At 63.1% G+C, this 21482-nt stretch carries 19 protein-coding genes and 2 tRNA genes; 17 read left to right on the top strand and 4 right to left on the bottom strand.

All coding sequences use genetic code 11. The features are described from left to right. Positions 1 to 4 precede the first annotated feature (4 nt). From VIG32_06675 to VIG32_06640, 8 genes are all read left to right on the top strand, one after another. Positions 5 to 1933 (top strand): alpha/beta hydrolase domain-containing protein, encoded by a 1929-nt coding sequence (locus VIG32_06675; GenBank protein HEY8297690.1) that lies wholly within the window; start codon positions 5 to 7, stop codon positions 1931 to 1933. A 110-nt stretch (positions 1934 to 2043) separates the two neighbouring features. Beyond that, complete coding sequence (locus tag VIG32_06670; protein HEY8297689.1) at positions 2044 to 3642, top strand: catalase; 1599 nt, start codon at positions 2044 to 2046, stop codon at positions 3640 to 3642. A 9-nt stretch (positions 3643 to 3651) separates the two neighbouring features. Continuing rightward, on the top strand, positions 3652 to 3930 hold the full coding sequence (locus VIG32_06665) for a YciI family protein (protein HEY8297688.1): 279 nt from the start codon (positions 3652 to 3654) through the stop codon (positions 3928 to 3930). Positions 3931 to 4603: 673 nt separating this feature from the next. Next, on the top strand, positions 4604 to 5797 hold the full coding sequence (locus VIG32_06660; protein HEY8297687.1) for a hypothetical protein: 1194 nt from the start codon (positions 4604 to 4606) through the stop codon (positions 5795 to 5797). 77 nt (positions 5798 to 5874) lie between these two features. After that, a complete protein-coding gene (locus VIG32_06655) occupies positions 5875 to 6213 on the top strand; it encodes a hypothetical protein (protein ID HEY8297686.1) in 339 nt (112 codons plus the stop codon). 73 nt (positions 6214 to 6286) lie between these two features. Continuing rightward, entirely contained in the window at positions 6287 to 7576 is a 1290-nt protein-coding gene (locus tag VIG32_06650; protein HEY8297685.1) for a winged helix-turn-helix domain-containing protein, read from the top strand. A 56-nt stretch (positions 7577 to 7632) separates the two neighbouring features. Beyond that, the gene (locus VIG32_06645; protein ID HEY8297684.1) at positions 7633 to 8463 is read left to right on the top strand and encodes an alpha/beta hydrolase; all 831 of its coding nucleotides are present in this window, start codon (positions 7633 to 7635) and stop codon (positions 8461 to 8463) included. An 8-nt stretch (positions 8464 to 8471) separates the two neighbouring features. Continuing rightward, the gene (locus VIG32_06640) at positions 8472 to 9002 is read left to right on the top strand and encodes a hypothetical protein (protein HEY8297683.1); all 531 of its coding nucleotides are present in this window, start codon (positions 8472 to 8474) and stop codon (positions 9000 to 9002) included. A gap of 9 nt (positions 9003 to 9011) precedes the next feature. On the opposite strand, the gene VIG32_06635 is transcribed toward VIG32_06640, so the two are convergent. From VIG32_06635 to VIG32_06620, 4 genes are all read right to left on the bottom strand, one after another. Then, on the bottom strand, positions 9012 to 9581 hold the full coding sequence (locus tag VIG32_06635) for a carbonic anhydrase (protein HEY8297682.1): 570 nt from the start codon (positions 9579 to 9581) through the stop codon (positions 9012 to 9014). A 127-nt stretch (positions 9582 to 9708) separates the two neighbouring features. Further along, positions 9709 to 10113, bottom strand: a complete 405-nt coding sequence (locus VIG32_06630) for a hypothetical protein (GenBank protein ID HEY8297681.1) — start codon at positions 10111 to 10113, stop codon at positions 9709 to 9711. A gap of 491 nt (positions 10114 to 10604) precedes the next feature. Further along, a tRNA-Glu gene (locus tag VIG32_06625) sits at positions 10605 to 10680 on the bottom strand. Between the two features lie 3 nt (positions 10681 to 10683). Next, positions 10684 to 10754 (bottom strand) — tRNA-Gln (locus VIG32_06620). Positions 10755 to 11246: 492 nt separating this feature from the next. Between VIG32_06620 and VIG32_06615 the strand changes: the two genes are divergently transcribed. The 9 genes from VIG32_06615 (at position 11247) to VIG32_06575 (ending at position 21474) form a co-directional block, all read left to right on the top strand. Further along, positions 11247 to 12326: an NDP-sugar synthase gene (locus VIG32_06615; protein ID HEY8297680.1), complete on the top strand. Its 1080-nt coding sequence runs from the start codon at positions 11247 to 11249 to the stop codon at positions 12324 to 12326. Positions 12327 to 12488: 162 nt separating this feature from the next. After that, the gene (locus VIG32_06610) at positions 12489 to 13691 is read left to right on the top strand and encodes a glycosyltransferase family 4 protein (protein HEY8297679.1); all 1203 of its coding nucleotides are present in this window, start codon (positions 12489 to 12491) and stop codon (positions 13689 to 13691) included. A 19-nt stretch (positions 13692 to 13710) separates the two neighbouring features. Next, positions 13711 to 14760, top strand: a complete 1050-nt coding sequence (locus VIG32_06605; GenBank protein HEY8297678.1) for a hypothetical protein — start codon at positions 13711 to 13713, stop codon at positions 14758 to 14760. Between the two features lie 41 nt (positions 14761 to 14801). After that, complete coding sequence (locus tag VIG32_06600; GenBank protein ID HEY8297677.1) at positions 14802 to 16961, top strand: DUF3553 domain-containing protein; 2160 nt, start codon at positions 14802 to 14804, stop codon at positions 16959 to 16961. A 9-nt stretch (positions 16962 to 16970) separates the two neighbouring features. Next, positions 16971 to 17681, top strand: a complete 711-nt coding sequence (locus VIG32_06595) for a dihydrodipicolinate reductase C-terminal domain-containing protein (protein ID HEY8297676.1) — start codon at positions 16971 to 16973, stop codon at positions 17679 to 17681. Continuing rightward, the gene (locus VIG32_06590) at positions 17678 to 18643 is read left to right on the top strand and encodes an Asd/ArgC dimerization domain-containing protein (GenBank protein HEY8297675.1); all 966 of its coding nucleotides are present in this window, start codon (positions 17678 to 17680) and stop codon (positions 18641 to 18643) included. The genes VIG32_06595 and VIG32_06590 overlap by 4 nt, the downstream gene beginning before the upstream one ends. Continuing rightward, a complete protein-coding gene (locus VIG32_06585; protein ID HEY8297674.1) occupies positions 18640 to 19860 on the top strand; it encodes an aspartate kinase in 1221 nt (406 codons plus the stop codon). The genes VIG32_06590 and VIG32_06585 overlap by 4 nt, the downstream gene beginning before the upstream one ends. Then, positions 19853 to 20731, top strand: a complete 879-nt coding sequence (gene dapA, locus VIG32_06580) for a 4-hydroxy-tetrahydrodipicolinate synthase (protein ID HEY8297673.1) — start codon at positions 19853 to 19855, stop codon at positions 20729 to 20731. The genes VIG32_06585 and dapA overlap by 8 nt, the downstream gene beginning before the upstream one ends. After that, on the top strand, positions 20731 to 21474 hold the full coding sequence (locus tag VIG32_06575; GenBank protein HEY8297672.1) for a WecB/TagA/CpsF family glycosyltransferase: 744 nt from the start codon (positions 20731 to 20733) through the stop codon (positions 21472 to 21474). The genes dapA and VIG32_06575 overlap by 1 nt, the downstream gene beginning before the upstream one ends. The last annotated feature ends 8 nt before the right edge of the window (positions 21475 to 21482 follow it).

The following is a 21482-nucleotide window of genomic DNA, read 5'->3' as shown; positions in this document are numbered from 1 at the left end:
CTGAATGAACCGATGGGGCCGGCTATTGGTCGCGATCGCGGTTTTTACCGTGCCCGCAACCGCTGCGAGCGCGCACGTGGACGGCGTCGATGTGGCGAGTCGCGGCCCGTACCTGGCGGGCCGCTCGTTCGGTTCGGCCGGCCCCTACGAGCGCATCGTCGGCCGGATGCACTTTGCCGACGATCCTCGCGCCGCGCGCAATAAAGCGATCGTCGATCTCGATCGAGCGCCGCGCGACAAGCATGGATTGGTGGAATCCGCCGGCGATCTGGAGATCTTAACGCCCAGAAATCCCGCAAAACGCAACGGGACCGTGCTCTTCGAAGTGAGCAATCGCGGGGGCCGCTCGCTGCCCGCGTGGTTCGATCTCGCGAGCGGCCACGGTCCCGACGATCCGGGCGATGGATTTTTACTCGATGCCGGATACACGCTCGCGTGGGTCGGCTGGCAATTCGACGTTCCTCGCGATGCAAAACATCTGCGTCTCGACGTGCCCGTCGTAACGGAAAACGGGAAGCCGATTACCGGACTCGTGCGCGACGACGACGTGCCGTCGGAACGCTCGTCGTACATGGACCTGGCGCATCGCGGACATGTTCCCTACCCGGTCGTCGATCCGAACGACCCGGCGAACGTGCTGACGGTTCGCGACGAGGTGAACGGTCCGCGGATCGTGATACCCCGCAGTGCGTGGCGATTCGCAACCGATCGGCCCGCGATCCGTTACGACGCGGGATTTACGCCCGGCAAAATCTACGAACTCGTGTATCGTGCGACCAATCCAGTGCCGGTCGGGTTGGGTTTGGCTGCCGTTCGCGACGCCGTTTCGTATCTCAAGTACGATCCGCATGCGATCGTTCCGGCAAAGCGCGCGTATGGATTCGGTATCTCGCAGAGCGGCCGCTTTCTCCGCCACTTTTTTTACCAAGGCTTCAATCGCGACGAACGCGACCGAGAAGTCTTCGATGCGATCCTCGCTCACGTTGCGGGCGCCGGTCGCGGGAGCTTCAACCACCGGTTCGCGCAGCCGTCGCGCGACGGACCGAGCTTTTCATCGTTTTTCTATCCGACCGATCTCCCGCCGTTCACCCTCGACGGAGGGATCGATCCCGCGGTTAAGATCGTTCTCACCAATTCGTCCTACGGATACTGGGGCCGTGCGGCATCGCTGACGCATACTACGATCGACGCCTCGCGCGACGCCGCCTTGTCACCGAACGTGCGCGAATACTTGCTCGCCGGCGGGCAGCATTTTTCGCTGCCGATCGATACGGGTCGAGAACCGTTCCTGCAAAATCAACCGGATATTCTCGACTACCGGTATATGATGCGCGCGCTCTTGGTGGACCTCGATGCGTGGGTACGTCGCGGTACGAAGCCGCCTGCGAGCCGAATCCCGACAATTGCGGCCAAGACGCTCGTGCCGCTCGATCGCGTCGCTTTCCCAACGATCCCCGGCGTGACGTTTCCGCAGTACTATCGCATGGTCTATCGCGTCGACTACGGTTCGCGATTCGCAAGCGACGGAATAGTCGATAACGAGCCGCCGCTCGTGGGCGCCGCGTATCCCGTGCTGCTGCCGCAAGTCGATGCGGACGGCACCGACCTCGCCGGCATCCGCCTGCCGGAGATCGCCGTGCCGCTGGCAACCTACACGGGGTGGAATTTGCGCAGTCCATCGGTCGGCGCTCCCGCGAAGACGTCGGATTTTTACGGCTCGTTTCTCCCGTTCGCTCAAACGCGCGCGCGGCGGCTGGCAACCGGCGATCCGCGACTCTCGATCGAGGAACGCTATCCAAGCGAAGACGTCTACTTGGCGCTCTATGCGGCTGCATCGCGAATACTGGTGCGCCAACGCCTCGTGCTTGCGGCGGATCGGCCGGCGCTGCTAGACCGAGCGCGGCGGCTGTGGATGCGCGTTCACCAACCGTAACGCGCGCCGCCGCCGCGGCTTGGATCGAACGAGCGACGCTCTTGCTCTTTTCCATCGCCTGGTGGTAGTATGAAAAAACTGAAAACCATTTTCATAATCTGTGAGGGACCATGAGCAAAAAAGAGATCCTCACCACGCGCCAGGGACACCCGGTTCGGGACAACCAGAACCTTCGAACGGTCGGCGAGCGCGGTCCGGCCACGCTTGAGAACTATCATTTCCTCGAGAAGATGTCGCACTTCGATCGAGAGCGCGTCCCGGAGCGGGTGGTCCACGCGCGCGGGGCGGGAGCGCACGGCTACTTCGAATCCTACGGCAAAGTCGGCAAAGAACCGGCGAACCGTTTCACTCGCGCTAAAGTCATCACCGAGGCCGGCCATAAGACGCCGGTGTTCGTGCGCTTTTCAACCGTCGGCGGCGGCAAGGAGTCGCCCGAGACGATGCGCGACCCGCGCGGTTTCGCGGTAAAATTCTACACCAAAGACGGCAACTGGGATTTGGTCGGCAACAATCTCCCGGTATTTTTCATTCGGGACGCGACCAAATTTATGGATCTCAATCACGCCGCGAAGCCCGACCCGAAAACCAACGTCTACGAGCCCTGGCGCTTTTACGATTTTGCCATGCACCAGCCCGAGATGCTGCATTTGATCACGTGGGTTAAGAGTCCGTGGGGCATTCCCGCGAATTATCGCGAGATGATCGGGTCGGGCGTGAACGCCTATCGTTGGATCAACGCCGATGGCGAATCGACCTTGATCAAATATCATTGGGTGCCCAAGCAGGGCAACCGCAATCTCACGGCCGCTGCGGCCGCCGAGATCCAAGCCAAAGATCACAATCACGCGACGCGCGATCTCTTCGAAGCAATCGATCGTGGCGACTATCCCGAGTGGGAGATGCAGATCCAGATGATGGCCGATAGCGAGCATCCGGAGCTGGATTTCGACCCGCTCGACGATACGAAAGTTTGGCCCGAGGAGCTTTTCCCGAAGCACCCGGTCGGCAAGATGGTCCTCAACAAGAATCCCGAAAACTATTTTGCGGAGGTCGAACAAGCGGCATTCGGTACCGGCGTGCTCGTTGACGGAATGGATTTCTCCGACGACAAGATGCTGCTCGGCCGTACGTTCTCATACTCCGATACGCAACGCTATCGCGTCGGCGCGAACTACCTGCAGTTGCCGATCAATCGGCCCAAAGTACCGGTGCGCACCTACCAGCGGGACGGACAGATGGCGTACTCGGTCGACGACGCGGGCGACCCGCACGTGAATTACGAGCCCACCTCGCGCGACGGCCTAACGGAAGCGCCGAAGCATAAGCGCGATTACTACCAGCCGGTTACGGGGCACGTGATGCGTCACGGCATCACGCGCACGCAGGACGACTACAAACAAGCCGGCGAGCGGTATCGCACGCTCGAAGGCTGGGAACGCGAGGACCTGCTGGCCAACATCGGCGGCGATCTCAAGGGATGCCCGGAGAATATCGCGCTGCGTATGGTGTGGCATTTCTATCACTGCGACGCCGACTACGGAACGCAGCTGGCAACGCGCGCCGGCCTCGATCTGAAGAAAGCGCTCAAACTCGAACCGCTAGAGGGTCATCCCGGTCCGAATAAGCGGCGCGAGCTAACGATCACCGGCACCAACGGCGCAACGAGCAATGGCTCGAAAAAACAGGAGCATCCGGTCGGAACGAACTAGCTGGCGCGAATGTATCTCTTGTTATCGCGATACGTCCAACCGCTCGATGCCGTGGAACGCTTTCTTGCCGAGCATCGAGCGTATTTGGATCGGTACTACGCGAGCGGACTCTTTCTCGTATCGGGTCCGCAAGAGCCGCGAGTGGGCGGGGTCATCGTGACCGCCGACGCTTCGCGCGAAGACATCGAGCGCGTACTCGCCGAGGATCCGTTCGTCCGCGAGGGGATCTCGGAGTGCGAAATCGTCGAATTCAAGGCCACGAAGCGCGCCGGCGGATTCGAACCCTAACGCCCACGCCAAAAACGGGAAGGCCCGCCCAGAGGGCGGGCCTTCGACCGTGTCGCGTATGCAGTTACCCGCATACCGGGTGTGGGCGACTGAGACATTATGACACGAAATTCGTGGTTTCAAATGGTCCTTGCTACCTACTTGGGGCCTATGCCCCAACGGGGCTGGGTCGAAAATCAGTGGGTCGGAGGTCCTAAAAGTCGCAGGCACCCGCTCAATCCTTTACGAACTCTTGGCAATCAGGAGGCCGCTCGCGGGTTTTTCTCGTGCCGGCTAGTCAGGATGACCTATGCACCGCCCACCGGGAGGGACAAACCCATGATTCACGCCTTGATCGCCCACGCGGCTCTCGTCGGCCACTTCCTCCATAGCATCGTTGTTGCGCTTTCCGGCGGTGGCGAACTCGGCGGGTAAAACCCGCTTAAGAGCGCGTCAGAACTCAAGTTTCCGAAGCGGCCGACCGATTCATTGAGTTGACGGGTGAGTTCTTTTTGAGCTTCCCGCCTACCCATGGACGGGAGGGTGTATGCAACGGATCGTCTCGATACGCTCGAGGCCGCAGCCATTCGAAGATGCTTTAGAAGCGTTTGCACTCGCACGTAACAGCGAGTGCATTGCTGCATTGCACCATCATGGAACGTTCGAGGCTGCGATCCTGCGAGCGCGGACGCTCATGCGGATGCGTCGCTTGCGGGATGCCGAACAAGTCGTTCGCCATACCCATCCTCGAGCGGATCGCCTCGATGATCTGGCGCACTGTTACATGCTGCTAGGGACGATTCTCGAGCGAAAAAACGACCGCGACGGTGCCGATGAGGCACGTCTCGACGCGCGCGCCTATGCGTTCAGCATACCGTCAGTCGCGCTTCATTCCGAGTTGCGCTACTATGAAGCCCACGCTGCCGTACTCCGGCGCGATCTTCCGACCGCGCAAAAGATTGCTCAAGAGGCCTTGAGCGAAGTCCCCGGATCGCACGACGAACCGCATTCGCGCCCCTTGGGAGTAGCGCGCGCATATCTCTTCGAGCTGCTCGGGTTCATCGAAGGGCACCACGGCAGATTTCACGATCAAATCGCCTGTCTATCCTCCGCTCTCTATGAATTGGACACGCTCGACCGGCGCGATGTCTGGGCCGAAGCGTCGCTGCTGAACAACCTCGCGTCCGTGGTGGGCGAACTGTACGTGCCGCACATCGAAACGACCATGCGCTCACGCGCCGAATCTTTGCCATGGAGCACGGAGACTCACGGATGGGCCTACAACGTCCACCGCGCCCTCGGATGGCATTCGGCCCTCGCCGGCGACGTGTCGAACTGCATGCGCGACCTGCGTGAAGCCGATGTGTTCGCAACCTCGAACGCGTGGCGAATCGACGCCCTGCTCGATCGCGCGTATCTTTTCCACGAACTCGGCGAGGCCAATGCGGCGCGCGATAGGTTGGACGAGGCACACCGCCTGTCGCAGACCGTAGACTGGGCATCGACGGACGGCGAAGAACGTTTGGCTTTACTCTGGCTGGCAGAGAATATGGCGTCCCACAACATGGCGCATGCCGCGTTCGTGGTGAACCAGTATAAGGCGATTCGCAAGCCGCTCGACCCGCGTTTCGCCTACTCGAACGACCGCCGATTCCGCGGTCACGAACTGGATGCGCTGGGCGCGGTCGCCGCGCTGACCGGGCAAACGATGCGAGGGCTGACGATGCTCAACGAGGCGCGCGATCTGTGGCAGACGCTCGGGTTTGCATGGCGGGCCGCGAAAACGGCGCGCACCATCGCAAGAATCACACACTCCGAGAGCGACTTGGCCGAGGCTCGCCATCGAGCGGCCCCTTGGCCGAACTCCTGGCTCGCTAACGCCGCCTGAGGGCCAAAGCTGTCAAGGGGAGAGCTCCTTGGCGCGTCAAATGAAACGTGCCCCCGGAAGAAGGGCTCGCCATGTTGATGCAACGGCCGGAACCACGATCGCGCCTTCCCGCTCTCGCGATTCACGACATCGATCTCGAAGTCGCCGTCCTCGCCGACGTGCAAGTGCACGCTAATGTCTATTGGAAGCAGTGGCTCTGGAAGCGGCCAACCGCGACCTGCGAACCGGAGGGCGCCTTTTGCACCGCACTCGCGATACGATTTGCCGTGACCGAATCGAAGGTCCGCGAGTGCTGGGCTCATTGGTACGAAGTGACGACCAGCTGGGAGTACGCCGCGGCCCTCTGCGGCGGAACGGACTTGCGCGAGATCGCGCGGCAACATGCAGGCCGATCGCACCGTCGCTGCCCCGGATAAGCGTTACCACCTCGGTTCGCTGACGCTCTCGTCGGAAGAGCGTGTCATTCGTCGCGCCGGCGTTGCCGTTCCCTTGGCTCCGAGAGCAGTCGACGTGCTGCTCGTGCTTCTCGCGAACGCCGGCAGCGTGGTAGACAAACGCGACCTGATGGAGAGCGTGTGGCCCGAGAGCTACGTCGATGAGGGAAATCTCACGCAAACCGTTTACGTTCTGCGCGCGTTTCTCAAAGAGCACGCGAGCGATGCGTGCGTTGAGAACGTTCGCAAGCGCGGGTATTGTTTGACGCTCGGCGATCCGCCGGCGAGCCGTGGACCGCGTCGCTGGCCGGGCGGCACGCTCCGCTGGGCCGGCGCGTTCGTCGCCGTGGCATCGGCGGTTCTACTGATTGCCTTCGCCAACGGGCCGCGTCCGCTCGATGCGCGAGCGATGGGGCAATATCTTTTGGCCAAGCAGTATCAAGAACGAGGCTCGCCGCAAAACCTGCGACGCAGTTACGATCTCTTTGCGGCGCTCGCCCGCGACTACCCGCACAGCGCTCTCGGTTTTGCCGGCGCGGCGCAAACCTCGGCAAGCCTCGCGTATTATGCGTCGTCGCCGGCGGAGGCGGCCCGCCTCCAAGGCCGCGCGATCGTCTCTGCGAACCAAGCCGTCACGAACGATGCGCATTCCGCCGACGCCGATGCCGCGCTCGGGGCCGTGCAGATGACGATCGAGCGCGACGACGTGGCCGCTGCCGCGTCGTTCGCTCGCGCTTTGCAGCTGAATCCAAACGATGTCGGCGCGCTTGCCTGGAGCGGGACGATCCTTTTGAATCAAGGCCGCATTGAGAAGGCGCACGCACTGTTCGCCCGCGCGGTTGCGATCGCTCCGAACGCGGCGGGCACCCTCTCGTCGCTCGCCTGGAGCGACTTTCTTTTACGCGACTACGGCGACGCCGTCGCGTTTTCGAGGCAGATGCTGGCGGAACGACAACTCGTGCCGCTGGCCCGCATCACGCTCGCAAACGCCTACATCGCGCGCAAGGAATACCGCAGCGCGCGGCCATTCATCGCGGCACTCCTGCAGAACCGATCGACGCGCGTACAAGCGCTCTCGCTGGCCGCCCGGGTCGACGCGCTCACCGGTCATCGCGATGCGGCGTTGGGCCGCCTCCAAACGTTGGAAGCCTCGATCGACCCCAGCACGATCGGCGATTGGGATGCGGCTTCGATCGCCGCCGCCTATTTGGCGCTCGACGACGCGCGCGACACGTTCGTTTGGTTGACGCGAGTCAGTCCGGCGGAGCGCCGAGCGATCGCGCGAGATCCGCGCTTCGCAACGCTGCAGCGCCGAGCGCGGTTTGCGTCTTGGATGGCGGATTGAGCGTTTCTTGAGCCATCCTTGAAGTAAACCTCGCTCGATTGGTCCAGCATGGTGCCATGCTTCGATCGCTGGCGCTCGTCGCGCTTTGCCTGCTTTGTTCGGGCACGAGCCCTCGTTTGCCCGAGCAGACCACCGGCATCGCGTACGCGCCGGACGGTAGCGACGTTCATCGTCTCGATCTGTATCTTCCCGCGGAGCGTGCCGGAGCGCCGCTGATCGTCTTCGCGCACGGCGGGGCGTTCATGTATGGCGATCGTCGCGACGACGTGGATGTTGGGAGAGCGCTCTCGCGGGCGGGGATGGCGGTGGCGATTCCATCGTACCGGCTCTTTCCGCAAACCGACGCGCAGGGCTCGACGCGCGATGTCGCGCTCGCTATTGCGTGGATGCTCGCACACGCTCGCGATTACGGCATCGATCCGACGTCAACATTTCTCGTGGGGCACTCGGCCGGAGCGCAGATCGTTGCGATGATCGGAACGCACCTGGAGTATCTACGAGAAGCGGGCGCCTCGCCGCGCGATATTCGCGGCGTATTCGCCCTCGCCGGGGCGTACGACGTGCGCGACTTGTCCGACGAGCCCGACTCGTGGAAACGCGTCGACGGCCACATTTACGGCGAGACCGCCGACGATCGCGCGCGGATTTCGCCGGCACTCACCGTCGATCCAGCCTCGCCTCCGGTCGAGGCAGTCTGCGGAACGGCCGACGACGCCGGATCGTGTCCCCGCACGATTTCTTTCGTCCGCGCTCTGCGGGCGGCCGGCGTCGAGTCCCAGGCGTTTCGCGAAATTGGCGCAGATCACATGGGCGTGCTGCGCGCCTTCCTTGATCCGCACGATCCGCTGGGGGCGGAATTTCGGACGTTCGTCGCCGCACACAGATAGGAGTACGTATGAAACGCAACGCATCGCGCGCCGCCGTCGTCCTTACGGCGCTGGCGTGGGCCGCATCGACGGCGGCCGCGCAACCGAGCGGAGCGGGGATAGAGAAGATCGCCGCCTATGCCGGAACCTGGCACTCGCGAACCGTGCACTACAAGACCGCCTACAGCACGGCGCGCGTGGAAACCGCGAGCGTCCGAAACGACTGTTGGCGAAGCGCGGGCTACTATGCGTGCGACCAGTTCGTCAACGGTCCGTCCGCCGCGCTGATCGTGTACACGTACGACGCGAAGCGCGATCTGTACCACACGAGCGCGATTCCGCCGGGCGGCAGTACGGCATCTTCAGGCGAATTGAAAATCGCCGGAAATACGTGGACGTTTCCGTGGACGGATCGTCAAAAAGGAAAAATCGTCTACGCCCGCGTCGTTAACGTGTTTCGAAACGCCGACACGATCGATTTTCGCGAAGAGTTTTCGCTCGACGACGCGCACTGGATTACGACGGCAATCGGCGTGGAGCACCGCGTAGCGTCGCCGTGAATCCGGACCTTACAGCAGCGTAACTTCTCCGGTCGCTAGATCGTACACGGCGCCGGCGATCTCGCACGCGGCGTTCGTCATGACCGGCGACGAGGCTCGTAACGCGTCTACATTGAGGCGCACGTTTTCGGCCACGGCGTTGCGCCACCAATCACCGGGACGACCCTCGGTGTTCTTTGCGGCCGGTTCGATCGCGTTGGCGAGCGTTTGCATGTGGCCCGGGAGGTGCGCGCCGGTCTTCACGAATTCAACCGCCGCGTGGACCGCGCCGCACGACGTGTGACCGAGCACCATTACGAGCGGCGTCTCGAGCATGGCGACTGCGTATTCGATCGACGCAAGCGCGTCGTCGCTTACGTAATTTCCGGCCAGGCGCACCACGAAAATGTCGCCGGGATCGCAGTCGAAGAGCATTTCCACCGGGACGCGCGAGTCTGCGCACGCGAGGACGGTCGCAAACGGCGCTTGTCCGCCGGCAAGCTCGCGAATCCGGGCGATGCTCGGTCGCGGTCGCGGGGTGCCGGCTACGAAGCGGGCATTCCCGTCGACTAAGGTTTTGATCGCGTCGCTAGGTGACATCCGGGCCTTCGGTTTGACGCCGAGCGCGGGCGGGCCTATCGGACGGCGGCTCCGAAGCGCGCGATGGCAATCGGAACGGAAAGGCCGCCTCCTTCAGAGACGGCCTTTCGCGCCCAATTAGAGTTGCCTACTTACAGGAGAGCGCGACTATCTGCTGCGCGTTGGCAGTTATTTGTAGTTTGCCCAGAGTGGAAGCCGGGAACGTCACGCTCGTTCCCGACGGCGCGGCGCTGGGGACTTGGGTGTTCTTCCAAGCTCCGTTATTGTACGAATCCAACGTGCACGCGGTCGCCGATCCGAATCCGTTGGAATCGGTTACGGTAACCGCCGGCGTGGAGTTGATATCGATTTCCGTCGAATTCGCATTGTAGATTGAGATGTAGAAGATCGGAGTCGCGCCGGACGTTGCGTTGTCGGCCGGCAGCGTGTTCGGCGAGATGTCGCCGTTGTTTAGCGCATCGCTGATCTGCACCGGGCCGCTGCCCGAAGTCGGCGCACCGAACTGTATGGTCGCGGAGATACCGTGATACACCGCCAGCGACGTAAGAGCCGGCGCCTGCCCAACCGAGAACGTCGTTGTCGTGGACGATCCTCCGAAGGTGTAAAGGCCCGGAGAGGTCGTTGGGCTCGTCGTGGGCGACGTTGTCGGATTCGTCGTGGGCGATGTTGTTGGGTTCGTCGTGGGCGACGTTGTCGGACCCGTCGTGGGCGCGGTCGTCGGAGCGGCGGTGGGTGGCGCTGCCGTATTGCCGCCTTGGCATGCAACAACGGCACCCGCTAAAACGAGTACCGCAAATACGCGCATTGAGAACCACATGAAGAGGCCTCCTTAGACAAGCTAATGCTTGCACAAACATGCGACTTAACTCGCAGTTTTCTAGGCGATCGGATGCTCCCCTGCACTACAACAAAAGGGGTCGAAGGGCCGGCTTTGCGCCTTTCGGAGATACAAAAGCGGCTCCGTTGCATTGCTGTTGCACGAAGCCGCGGAGTCGCGGAGCCCTTATCAATGAAGGGCGGAAATGGTAGCCCCAACGGGATTCGAACCCGTGTTACCGCCGTGAGAGGGCGGCGTCCTAGGCCTCTAGACGATAGGGCCATGCTCCCGGTCAGAGACTCGAACTCCAATAAACAGCTTCAGAGGCTGCTGTCCTACCATTAGACGAACCGGGAATATGTCATGTGGCTCGCCGGTTATACTACACGAAAGCGTCACGGTCATGCAAGGCTCGATTGCGGAGGCGCACGGCGTTGCGCCCCCCAAATGTCGGAGTCTGGCTATGGCAGTTCGGGCAGAGCATTCGCAAGTTATCTAATCGCCAATCGTCCTTGATCCCGTTTACGTGGTCGATTTGAACCGCGAGCGGCTTTCCATTCCAATCGGAGAGACCGCATTCCGAGCATCGATTTTCGAGGATTCCCGCCTGTAGCAGCCTCCGCTTGATGCTGACGCGCGAGCGGCACTCACGGTAGGTGTGGCCAGCGTCATAATAGCGTTGGATCTCGCTCCAATCGTACGTTCGCATACTCGCAGACTCGCATAGCGAGGTGCCACCCCCCTGGCATGTTCGGTCGTTTGTCGTCGCCGTCTACGGGGAATATCGAAACCCCAGGGCGCATCAGTCCGCTTTCTTTGCTTTCTGCCATTTGTTCCGGGAGGTCTTCGTGCAGGCTATCGTTTTGGTCGGCGGTGAGGGAACGCGTCTTCGGCCGTTGACCTACGGTACCCCAAAGCCCATGGTGCCGATCATGAACGTGCCGTTCCTGGCACGTACGCTCGAGCGGCTTCACGAAGTCGGGATTCGCGACGTCATCCTTCCAGCGGGTTACTTGCCCGAGGCGATCACCGAGTATTTCGGCGACGGCTCCCAGCTCGATATGAAGATCACCTACGTGATCGAGACCGACCCGCTCGGCACCGCCGGCGCCCTCAAGAACGTCGAGGAGCACATCACCGGTCCGTTTTTCGTGCTCAACGGCGACGTGCTCACCAGTCTCGACCTGCGTGCCATGATGGCGTATCACGCAGCGAAGGGCGGCCTCGGCGCGCTTCATCTCATTAAGGTAGACGACCCCTCGGCGTTCGGCTGCGTCGTGCACGACGGCGAGGGACGCATCTCGGCCTTCGTCGAGAAGCCGCCGAAGGGCACCGCGCCGACCGACGAGATCAATGCCGGCACGTACCTCTTCGAGCGCGAGGTCCTCGATCTGATTCCGCCCGGCCGCAACGTCTCGATCGAACGCGAGACCTTTCCGAAGATCCTGGCGGAGGACCGCGGTCTCTTCGCCTTCACCACCGACGACTATTGGATCGACCTTGGGAAACCCGAGGCCTATTTGGCCGCCCACCACGACATTCTCACGGGCGCGATGCCCCTCGATATGGAGCCCGGCATCTCCGGGCGCGGTGCCGCGGGCGTCAGCCACGAGAATCTGCTCGAGCCGGTCCACGTGGGCGCCGGGGTTAGGATCCATCCGAGCGCCGTGGTCGGGCCGCACGTCGTCCTCGGAGACGGGTGTTCGATCGGCGCCGGAGCGGTCATTCGCGATTCCGTGCTCTGGGACGGGGTGACGCTCGAGGACGGCGTCTCGATCGTCGAGAGCATTGTCGCCAGCGGCGCGCGGCTGGGCAAAGGCGCCCAGATCGGCGCCGGCAGCGTCATCGGGCACGACGTCGCGGTCGAGCCGGGGACGGTCGCGGCCCCGAACTCGCGGATTGGCTCACCCACCCCAACGGGCGCCTAGGCGCCTAAGAAGAGGAACCAGAGCAGCGGCCCGCAAGGTTTATCCTCTCGGCCGTGCGGGTATATCTTCCGTACAATCGGCGAAGGAATCGTGTCGGCTTTGCCTTCGCGCGTGTTCTGTGTTCTCCGAACTCGCAGCCGGCAACAACATGGGAGTAACTGGGTGACTGGTAGACCTGCAGACGCGCTCGTCGTCGGCTCCGTTCCGCGTACCCTCTTTATGGGGTCCTTTCCGCCGCGGGAATGTGGGATTGCGACGTTTACGAAGGACGTGGTCGATTCGTTCGACAGCGCTTTTGGTACGAAGAGCGAGATCATCGCGATCGACGAACCGGGCGGCGACGTCCGGAAGTACGGTCCTGAGGTGGTCGCACGTCTGCAGCAGGACGACCGTAACTCCTACGCCGATGTTGCGGCGATCGTGAACGCGCATCCCGGCGAAGTACTGAACATCCAGCACGAATACGGACTCTTCGGCGGCGAACGCGGCGAGTGGCTGGTCGATTTGCTCGGCCGCATCGAAAAACCGGTCGCGATGACGATGCACACCGTTTTACCCGAACCCGACGAGCAGATGCTACGCGTGACGCGCGCGCTCATCGAGCACACCACGACCGTCGTGGTCCTCTCAGAAACCGGCAAAGATCTCCTGGCGCGCGTGTATGGAATCGATGCGAATAAGATACGCGTCATCCATCACGGCGTGCCGGACGTGCCGTTCCACGGTACCGACGCGGCCAAAGCGTCCTTCGGTATCGGCCAACGGATGGTCATCTCCACCTTCGGATTGATCAATCGCGGGAAAGGGCTCGAGTTCGCGATCGAAGCGATGCGCGAAATCGTGCGCCGCCATCCCGAGACGCTCTATCTGATTCTCGGTGAAACGCATCCCGTCGTCAGACGCCAAGAAGGCGAATCGTATCGCGAGTCGCTGCACGCCCTGGTGAGCGAGTACGGCTTGCAGCACAACGTTCAACTGATCGACAAATACTTAGATTTCGACGAACTCGTCAGCTATCTAGAGGCGACCGACATCTACCTTACGCCGTATCTTAATCCCGTGCAGATCGTCAGCGGTACGCTCGCCTACGCCGTTGGTTGCGGCAAGGCGATCGTCTCCACGCCGTACCTGTATGCCGAAGAAGTGCTCGCGCACAATCGCGGGTTCTTGTGCAACTTCCGCGATTCGAAATCGATCGCCAACACGATCAACGCCCTGCTCGACGATTCGTCGCTGCGGCGCGCCACCGAGCGGCGCGCCTATCGGTTTGGCCGGCAAATGACCTGGCCGCACGTTGCCGCGGATTACGGCCGGCTCTTTCGGGAGCTGGCTCCGCAGGAAGTTCGATTGGTGCATTCTGCCTAGCTTTGATTCGGTACGTGCGGTGCCGACGCTCGAACATCTGATCGCACTGAGCGACGACACGGGCATCATCCAACACGCCGTCGAGGACATCCCGAACCGGTCGACCGGCTACTGCATCGACGACGTCTCGCGAGCGTTTATCGTCGTGCTGCAGAAGCTCGATCTCGACCCGCACAACGTCGCCGCCAAACGCATGGCTTCGACCTATCTCTCGTTCATGCACGACGCGCAAGTGGATGACGGGCGTTTCCATAATTTCATGAGTCACGATCGTCAATGGCTCGACGAGGTCGGCACGCACGATTCGGTCGGCCGAACGCTGTGGGCGCTCGGGTACGGCATGCGATTCGCGCCGCGCGATACGTGGCGCAACGTGAGCAAACGACTCTTGGATCGAGGAGTGCGCGCGCTCGAATGGCTCTCGTACGATCGCTCGCAAGCCTACGCGATGCTCGGATTGGCCCACGCCATCGACGCGCCGGGCGTAAACGAGGCCGACGTCGCGCGCTACAAGCGCGGCTTGCGCCAACTCGCCGATGCGTTGAAGCGCTCGTTCCTGGAGAACCGCGCCGGCGATTGGGAGTGGTTCGAGCCGATGATGACCTACGACAACGCGCGCTTGCCGGAGGCGCTCTTGCGCGCCGGCTTGACCCTGCGCGACGACGAACTGGTGGCCATCGGGCTCAAGACCTTTGCATTTTACGAGCGCACGACCGTAGAGCACGGCATCTACGTGCCGATCGGCAATAACGGCTGGTATCCGCGCGGCGGGCCCCGCGCGCGCTACGCGCAGCAGCCGCTCGAAGCGGTGGCGCTCGTCGATGCCGCACTCGCGGCGCACGACGCAACCGGCGATCCGATGCACCGGGCGGCCGCCGAGGTCGGGCTCGAATGGTTCTACGGGCGCAACAGCCGCGGCATCGTCATGGCGCGCGGCGGCGGATGCCTCGATGGTTTGGGCGAGCACGGCGTCAACGCGAACATGGGCGCGGAGTCCACGCTGGCCTACCTGTCCGCAGCTTACTCGCTCGCGGCGCGGCCCGCAAAGACGCTTTCCGCAGTAAAATAGGCCCCGAGGCCGTTTTTGCTCCGGTGTCGAATAGATGCCGGATGATCTTGGAGACCGAGACCCTAAACGACGTACAATCCGCCGCCGTTCGCCACGCGAATGGCCCATGCTTGATCTTCGCCGGAGCCGGAAGCGGCAAGACGCGCGTTCTCACTCACCGTATCGCGTACTTGCTCAACGAGTTGGAGGTTTCCCCCGACCGTATTCTCTCCGTGACGTTTACCAACAAGGCGGCCGGCGAGATGAAGGCTCGGCTCTCTCGGATGGTCGGCGCGGTCACCCGCGACCTATGGGTCGGTACCTTCCATTCGATCTGCGTGCGTATCTTGCGCCGGGACGGCGCCCGCAACGGCATCGCTTCGAACTTCGCGATCATCGACGATACCGATCAGCGTTCGATCGTCAAAGAGATCATCGCCGACCTCGACTACGACGAGCGGCAGCTCACGCCGGGCGCTTGCCTTTCCGAGATCAGCAAGGCCAAGAACGCGTTGATCTGGCCGGATCAATACCACGAGCGCAACACGTCGTTTCTGGGCGAGCGCTACGCAAACGTCTACGCCGAGTATCAGCGTCGCCTGAGCGAATCCAACAGCTTGGATTTCGACGATTTGATCGTTCGCACGATCGATCTCTTCGACAAGGACGAACCGACTCGCACCAAGTGGCAGAAGAAGTTCCAATACGTGCTGGTCGACGAGTACCAAGACGTGAACTTCGCGCAGTACCGGCTGGTCGCCATTCTGGCTGAAAAGCACAAAAACATTACGGTCGTCGGCGACGACGATCAGTCGATCTATTCATGGCGCGGCAGCGACTACAAGATGATCCTGCGCTTCGAAGACGACTTTCCGGGCGCGAAGGTCTTCACGCTCGAAGAGAACTATCGCAGCACGCAAACCATTCTCAGTGCCGCTAACGCGCTGGTTGCCAACAACAAGACGCGCGCGCCGAAGAAGCTCTTCACCAGCCGCGCAGTGGGCGATCAGATCACGGCCTTCGGGGCCGACACCGAGCGCTCCGAGGCTCGTTACGTCGTTGAGAAGATTAAAGAACTCGTTCGCGACGGGTCGGCTTACAAAGATTTTCTGATCCTCTATCGCACGAACGCGCAATCGCGCGTTTTCGAAGAGGCCATGATCTCCGAAGGCATCCCTTACCGGGTCGTCGGCGGCGTCGGCTTCTACGCGCGTGCCGAGATCAAGGACGTCATCGCCTATCTGCGCTACATCGAGAACCCGTCGGATGCGCTCGCATTCAAGCGTATCGTCAACGTGCCGCGTCGCAGCATCGGCCAGCAGACGCTCGCGAGCTTGATCGGCGCCGCCACCGCGGAGCATCTCTCGGTCGGCGAAGCGATCTTCGATAAAGAGCTGCTCAAACGCGCGGTCCCCAAGAAGACGAAAGAACTCGAGCGATTCGCCGAATTGATCGGCGCCCTGCGCGACCGCCGTGCGGACTGCTCGATCGCCGACTTGCTCGTGGCCGTTATGGAAGAGTCCGGCTATCTGCGCGAACTGCGCAACGAAGACACCTCCGATGCGCGCGCGCGTCTCGAAAACCTCCAGGAACTCGTGGGCGTCGCTCGCGAGTACGAAACCAACGAGGAAGAGGCGACCCTCACGGGGTTCCTCGCGAACATCGCGCTCATCAGCGATCTCGATGCGCTCGACGAGGACGCGTCGTACGTTACGCTGATGACCCTGCACGGCGCGAAGGGGCTCGAATTTCCGAACGTCTTCCTGACCGGCTTAGAAGAAGGCGTCTTCCCGCACAGCCGCGCGCTGGTCGACATGACCGAACTCGAAGAAGAACGGCGCTTGGCGTACGTCGGTGTGACGCGCGCCATGGATCGGCTCTTCCTCTCGTACGCCGAGCGTCGCACGCTCTTCGGCAACACGTTCGCGCATCCGAAATCGCGCTTCTTGGAAGAGATGCCCGAGATCGAGATGCTCGGCGGCTTGGTGCTTCCGCGCCCGGCCGGCGGACGTTGGCGCGAAGTGGCGATTCATGAGACGGCCGGAGCGGGCGTCGGCATGGATCTGCAGGCCGGCAATAAGGTGCGTCATCCCAAATGGGGCGAAGGCACGATCATGGATGTGGTCGGCGGCGGCGGCGACGGCCTGGTCACCATCAACTTCCCCAACGTCGGGCAGAAGATGGTGATGCTCAAGTACGCACCCCTCGAAAAACTCACCTAGCGGCGGTCCGTGACACGCGTCGCGGTTGCGGGAGCGCTGGGCCGAATGGGGCGGTTGGCGTGTGATGCCATACGCCAAGCCCCCGATCTCGATTACGTCGGAGGCTTCGCGCGCACGCCGGTACCCGCCGACGGAATCGATGACGACCTCGAACGTCTGTTGCGCGAGCGCGCGCCCGACGTCGTCGTCGATTTTACGACCCATCCGAAAACGCTCGACGTCGCGAAACTCGCGATCGAGTCCGGCATCTCGCCCGTCATCGGAGCGAGCGCCTGGACCGATCTCGAGCGCGCCGACTTGTCGCGACGCGCGCAAGAACGCGGCATCGGCGCGATGCTCGTTCCGAACTTTGCGATCGGCGCGGTCCTGATGATGCGGTTCGCGCAGCAGGCCGCTCGCTATTTCCCGACCGCCGAGATCGTCGAACTGCATCGTGAGGGGAAGCTCGATACACCGAGCGGCACGGCGCGCGAAACGGCGCAGAAAATTCGCGATGGAGCGGGTCCGGCAGACGTGCCGATCCACAGCGTTCGTCTGCGCGGCGTGCTCGCACACCACGAAGTGCTCTTCGGCAACACCGGCGAGCTTCTAACGATTCGCCACGATTCGCTCGCGCGCGAATCGTTTGCCGCCGGTATTCTCCACGCCGTGCGCTCCGTTCGCGCTCTGCGCGGCCTGACGATCGGATTGGATTCGATCCTGCGAGATGCGAGCGCGTGAAAATCGCCGTCGTCGGCGCGACCGGAATGGTCGGCGAGACGCTGTTACGCGTTTTGGGAGAACGCGATCTCCCGGCGCACGATCTCGGCGCGTTTGCATCGCGCGATCGCAGCGAAGGCGCGCGCTATCGCGGCGCGCCCCTCGAGGTGCGCGCGACCAGCGACGAAGCGCTCGTGCCGTACGACGCCATTTTTTTTGCAAGTTCGGAGGAATCCAGCGGCCGGTACGCGCCGCCGCAACTCGAACGCGGCGCAATCGTGATCGATAATAGTTCGACGTTTCGCCTCACGCCGGGCGTTCCGTTGATCGTGCCGGAGGTCAATCCCGGAGCGATCGGCGCTTCCGACCGGCTTTTCCCGGTCGGCAATTGCACCGCGATCATTCTCTGCGTTGCGCTCGCGCCGATCCGCGACCTCGCGGGTCTCGCGCGCGTTCGCGTCGCGACCTATCAGGCCGTGAGCGGCGCGGGCCGTGCGACGCTCGAAGAATTCGATGCCGGTCGCGGACCGATCGTGGGAAACGTCATTCCACAGATCGGAACGCTCGACGATCGCGGAACCTCCGGTGAAGAAGCGAAGGTTCGCGAGGAAACGCGCAAGGTGCTCGAGCTGCCCGCACTCCCCATAAGCGTTACCGCCGTTCGCGTTCCCGTTCGCACGGCACACTCGGAGGCCGTTTCCTTCGAGACCGAGCGCCCTACCTCGGTCGACGAACTCGCGGCGGCATTCGAGCGCGCGCCGGGGATCGTCTATCATCGCGACGCGATCGTGACCCCGCGCGAGGTCGAAGGCACCGATCTGGTCCACGTGGCCCGCCTTCGGGCCGAAGACGCCGATGCGCCCGCCGGCCGCGGACGGCACTTCGCGATGTGGGTCGTAGGCGATCAGCTACGCAAGGGCGCAGCGACCAACGGAGTGCAGATTTTCGAGCTATTGCTCGCGCGCGGTCTGGTGCGAAGGTGAGTTCGCGTAACGCCGCAGTGTTGAAGTTCGGCGGCACGTCGGTCGCCACGGCGGCGCTGCGCGATATCGCGATCCTGCGTGTCAGAGAAGCTGCGGAGCGCGGCTTTGCTCCCGTCGCGGTCGTTTCGGCGATGGGCCGCGCGCCCGAACCGTATGCCACCGACACGCTTTTAGGGCTCGGCGGCGGCGCGCCCGGCACGCGCAATACCGACGCGCTGCTGGCCTGCGGCGAATTGATCGCCGCGACCGTCTTTGCCGCCATGCTCGATGCGGCGGGCGTCGCGGCGATGGCGTTCTCGGGCGAACAGGCCGGCATCATCACGAACGAAGCGTTCGGCGATGCGCGCATCCTGCGCGTCGAGCCGCATCGCATTCTGGCCGCGATCGAGAGCGGCGTGGTGCCGGTCGTCGCCGGCTTCCAGGGCGTGAGCGAACGCGGCGAAATCACGACCCTCGGCCGCGGCGGTACGGATCTTACCGCGATCGCGCTCGGGCATGCGCTCGGTGCGGCGCGGGTGGACATCTATACCGACGTCAGCGGCGCGATGACGGGCGATCCCCGGCGGATCGACGGCGCGCACACCATCGCGCGCGCCAGCCTCGATGAGATGACCGAACTTGCGGAACACGGCGCGAAGGTGATGCATCACAAAGCGGCAGACTACGCGCGCCGCATGCAGACGCCGTACTCGATCAAGGGCTTAAGCACCGACCTCGGCACGCTCGTCGACGACACGTTCGAACGCGAGCGGCCGGTGACCGGCGTCACGGCTTCCGGGCGCGTCACCTGGATTCGCGTGATTCGCGGCGACATTGAAGATCGCGAACGACGCATGCAGGTGGAGCTGCAGATGTTCGCTCGCATCGCCCAGGCGGAGATCTCGGTCGACCAGGTGACGATCAATCAGGCCGGCGTGTGTTTCGTTGTCGAGGGCGATCGCGGAAACGAGATCCGCCAACTCCTGGGAGATCTCAATTTGGCGGTGCGCGTACGCGAGGGCTGCTCGAAGCTCTCGGTCGTCGGCGCGGGCATGCGTTACGAACCCGGCGTCATTCACCGCATCGTGCGCGCGCTCTCGAGCGTCGATATCGAGATCATTCATTGCACCGATAGCAACATTACCGTTTCGATCCTAGTCCCGGCCGCCGACGCGGCGCGCGCCGAACAGGCCGTACACGATCAATTTCACCTCGAGCAAGGAGATCCGGTTGCGTAACCTCGGCACCGTCGTCACCGCGATGATCACTCCGTTCGATGCGCGCGGCGCCGTCGATCTTCGCGAAGCGAAACGCATCGCAACGTGGCTCGTCGATCGCGGAAACGATGGCCTCGTCGTTGCCGGCTCGACCGGCGAAGGACAAACGCTCGACGACGCCGAGCGCAACGCGCTTTTTAGCGCCGTTAAAGAAGCCGTTGGCGAGCGAGCCGCCGTGATCGCTAACGCCGGAACGAACGATACGCGTGCGTCGGTGGCCGCCGCGCGCGCCGCCGAGCACGCCGGCGCCGACGGCATTCTCGCGGTCGTTCCGTACTACAATAAACCGACGCAGTCGGGCATGCTCGCGCACTTTGGAGCGATCGCCGAGGCCACAACGCTGCCCGTCGTAATCTACAACATTCCGGGACGCACCGGAGCGAACATGCTGCCGCCCACCCTGCTCGAACTCGCGCGGCGCCACGGCAACGTCGCCGGCGTGAAAGAATCGAGTGGCGACCTCAAGCAGATCGGGTTGATCCTCAACGGGCGCGCCGCCGAGTTTCGCCTCTGGGCCGGCGACGATCATCTCTTCTTGCCGGCCCTGGCGATGGGAGCCGACGGCGTCGTTGGCGTTGCGACGCATCTATGCTCGCGCGAGTACCGGACGATGCTCGACGCCTTCCGCGCGGGCGAATCGCACGCAGCCGCTCGGATCCATCTCGGCCTGCTGCCGCTCATCGACGCGCTCTTCTCAACGACGAACCCGATCGCCATCAAATGGGCGATGCGCGAACTCGGATTCGCCGCCGGCGAGTGTCGTCTGCCGCTCGACGCGATGCCGGAACCGCTTGCGGCGCAGCTGCGTCCGCTTATCGCGCCGTACCGCTAGTGCTCGAAATCTTAGGCTGCCGGCTCGATCCGATCGATGCCGGCGCGGCGACCGAAGCGATTCTCGGATTCGCGCGCGACGGACGCGGCGCGCAGATCGTCACGCTCGGTACCGAGATGGTCGTCTACGCGCAGAAGGACGAGCGTTTTCGGCGCGCGATTAACGCGTGCGCGCTCTCGCTCTGCGACACGGTCGGATTGCTCGCCGTCGCGCAAGCGCGCGGCGCGCCGCTGCGCGAACGCGTCACCGGCGTCGAACTGATCGAACATCTTTGCGATCGTCTGGCGCACGATCCCATGCCGGTCTACCTTCTCGGCGGCGCGCCCGGCATCGCGCAGCGCGCGGCCCAGACGCTGCAGCAGCGGTATCCCGGGCTGATCATTGCAGGAACGCACGATGGCTTTTTCCCGCTGGAAGAATCGGACGCGCTGGCCGCGCGGATTCGCGAGTCGGGAGCGCGCGTGCTGCTCGCCGGCTTGGGTTCGCCGCGCCAAGAGTTTTGGCTCGCCGAGCATCTCCACGCGACGGGGTGCGGGGCCGGCATCGGCGTGGGCGGCTCGTTTGATGTGATCAGCGGCACCGTTAAGCGCGCGCCGCCGGCATGGCGCCGGATGCGCGCTGAGTGGCTCTATCGTCTGCTCAAGGAGCCGCGCCGCTGGCGGCGCCAATTGGCGTTGCCGCAGTTTGTCTTGCTGATCGCCGGCGAAAGCCTGCGATCGCGATTTGCGAAGGGAAAAACCTAACCGTGCGT

The sequence above is a fragment of the Candidatus Baltobacteraceae bacterium genome, assembly GCA_036559195.1.
In the GTDB taxonomy this organism is placed as follows: domain Bacteria; phylum Vulcanimicrobiota; class Vulcanimicrobiia; order Vulcanimicrobiales; family Vulcanimicrobiaceae; genus JALYTZ01.
Note: the sequence above shows the minus strand (reverse complement) of the source record. Positions and strands in the feature narration are given on the sequence as shown.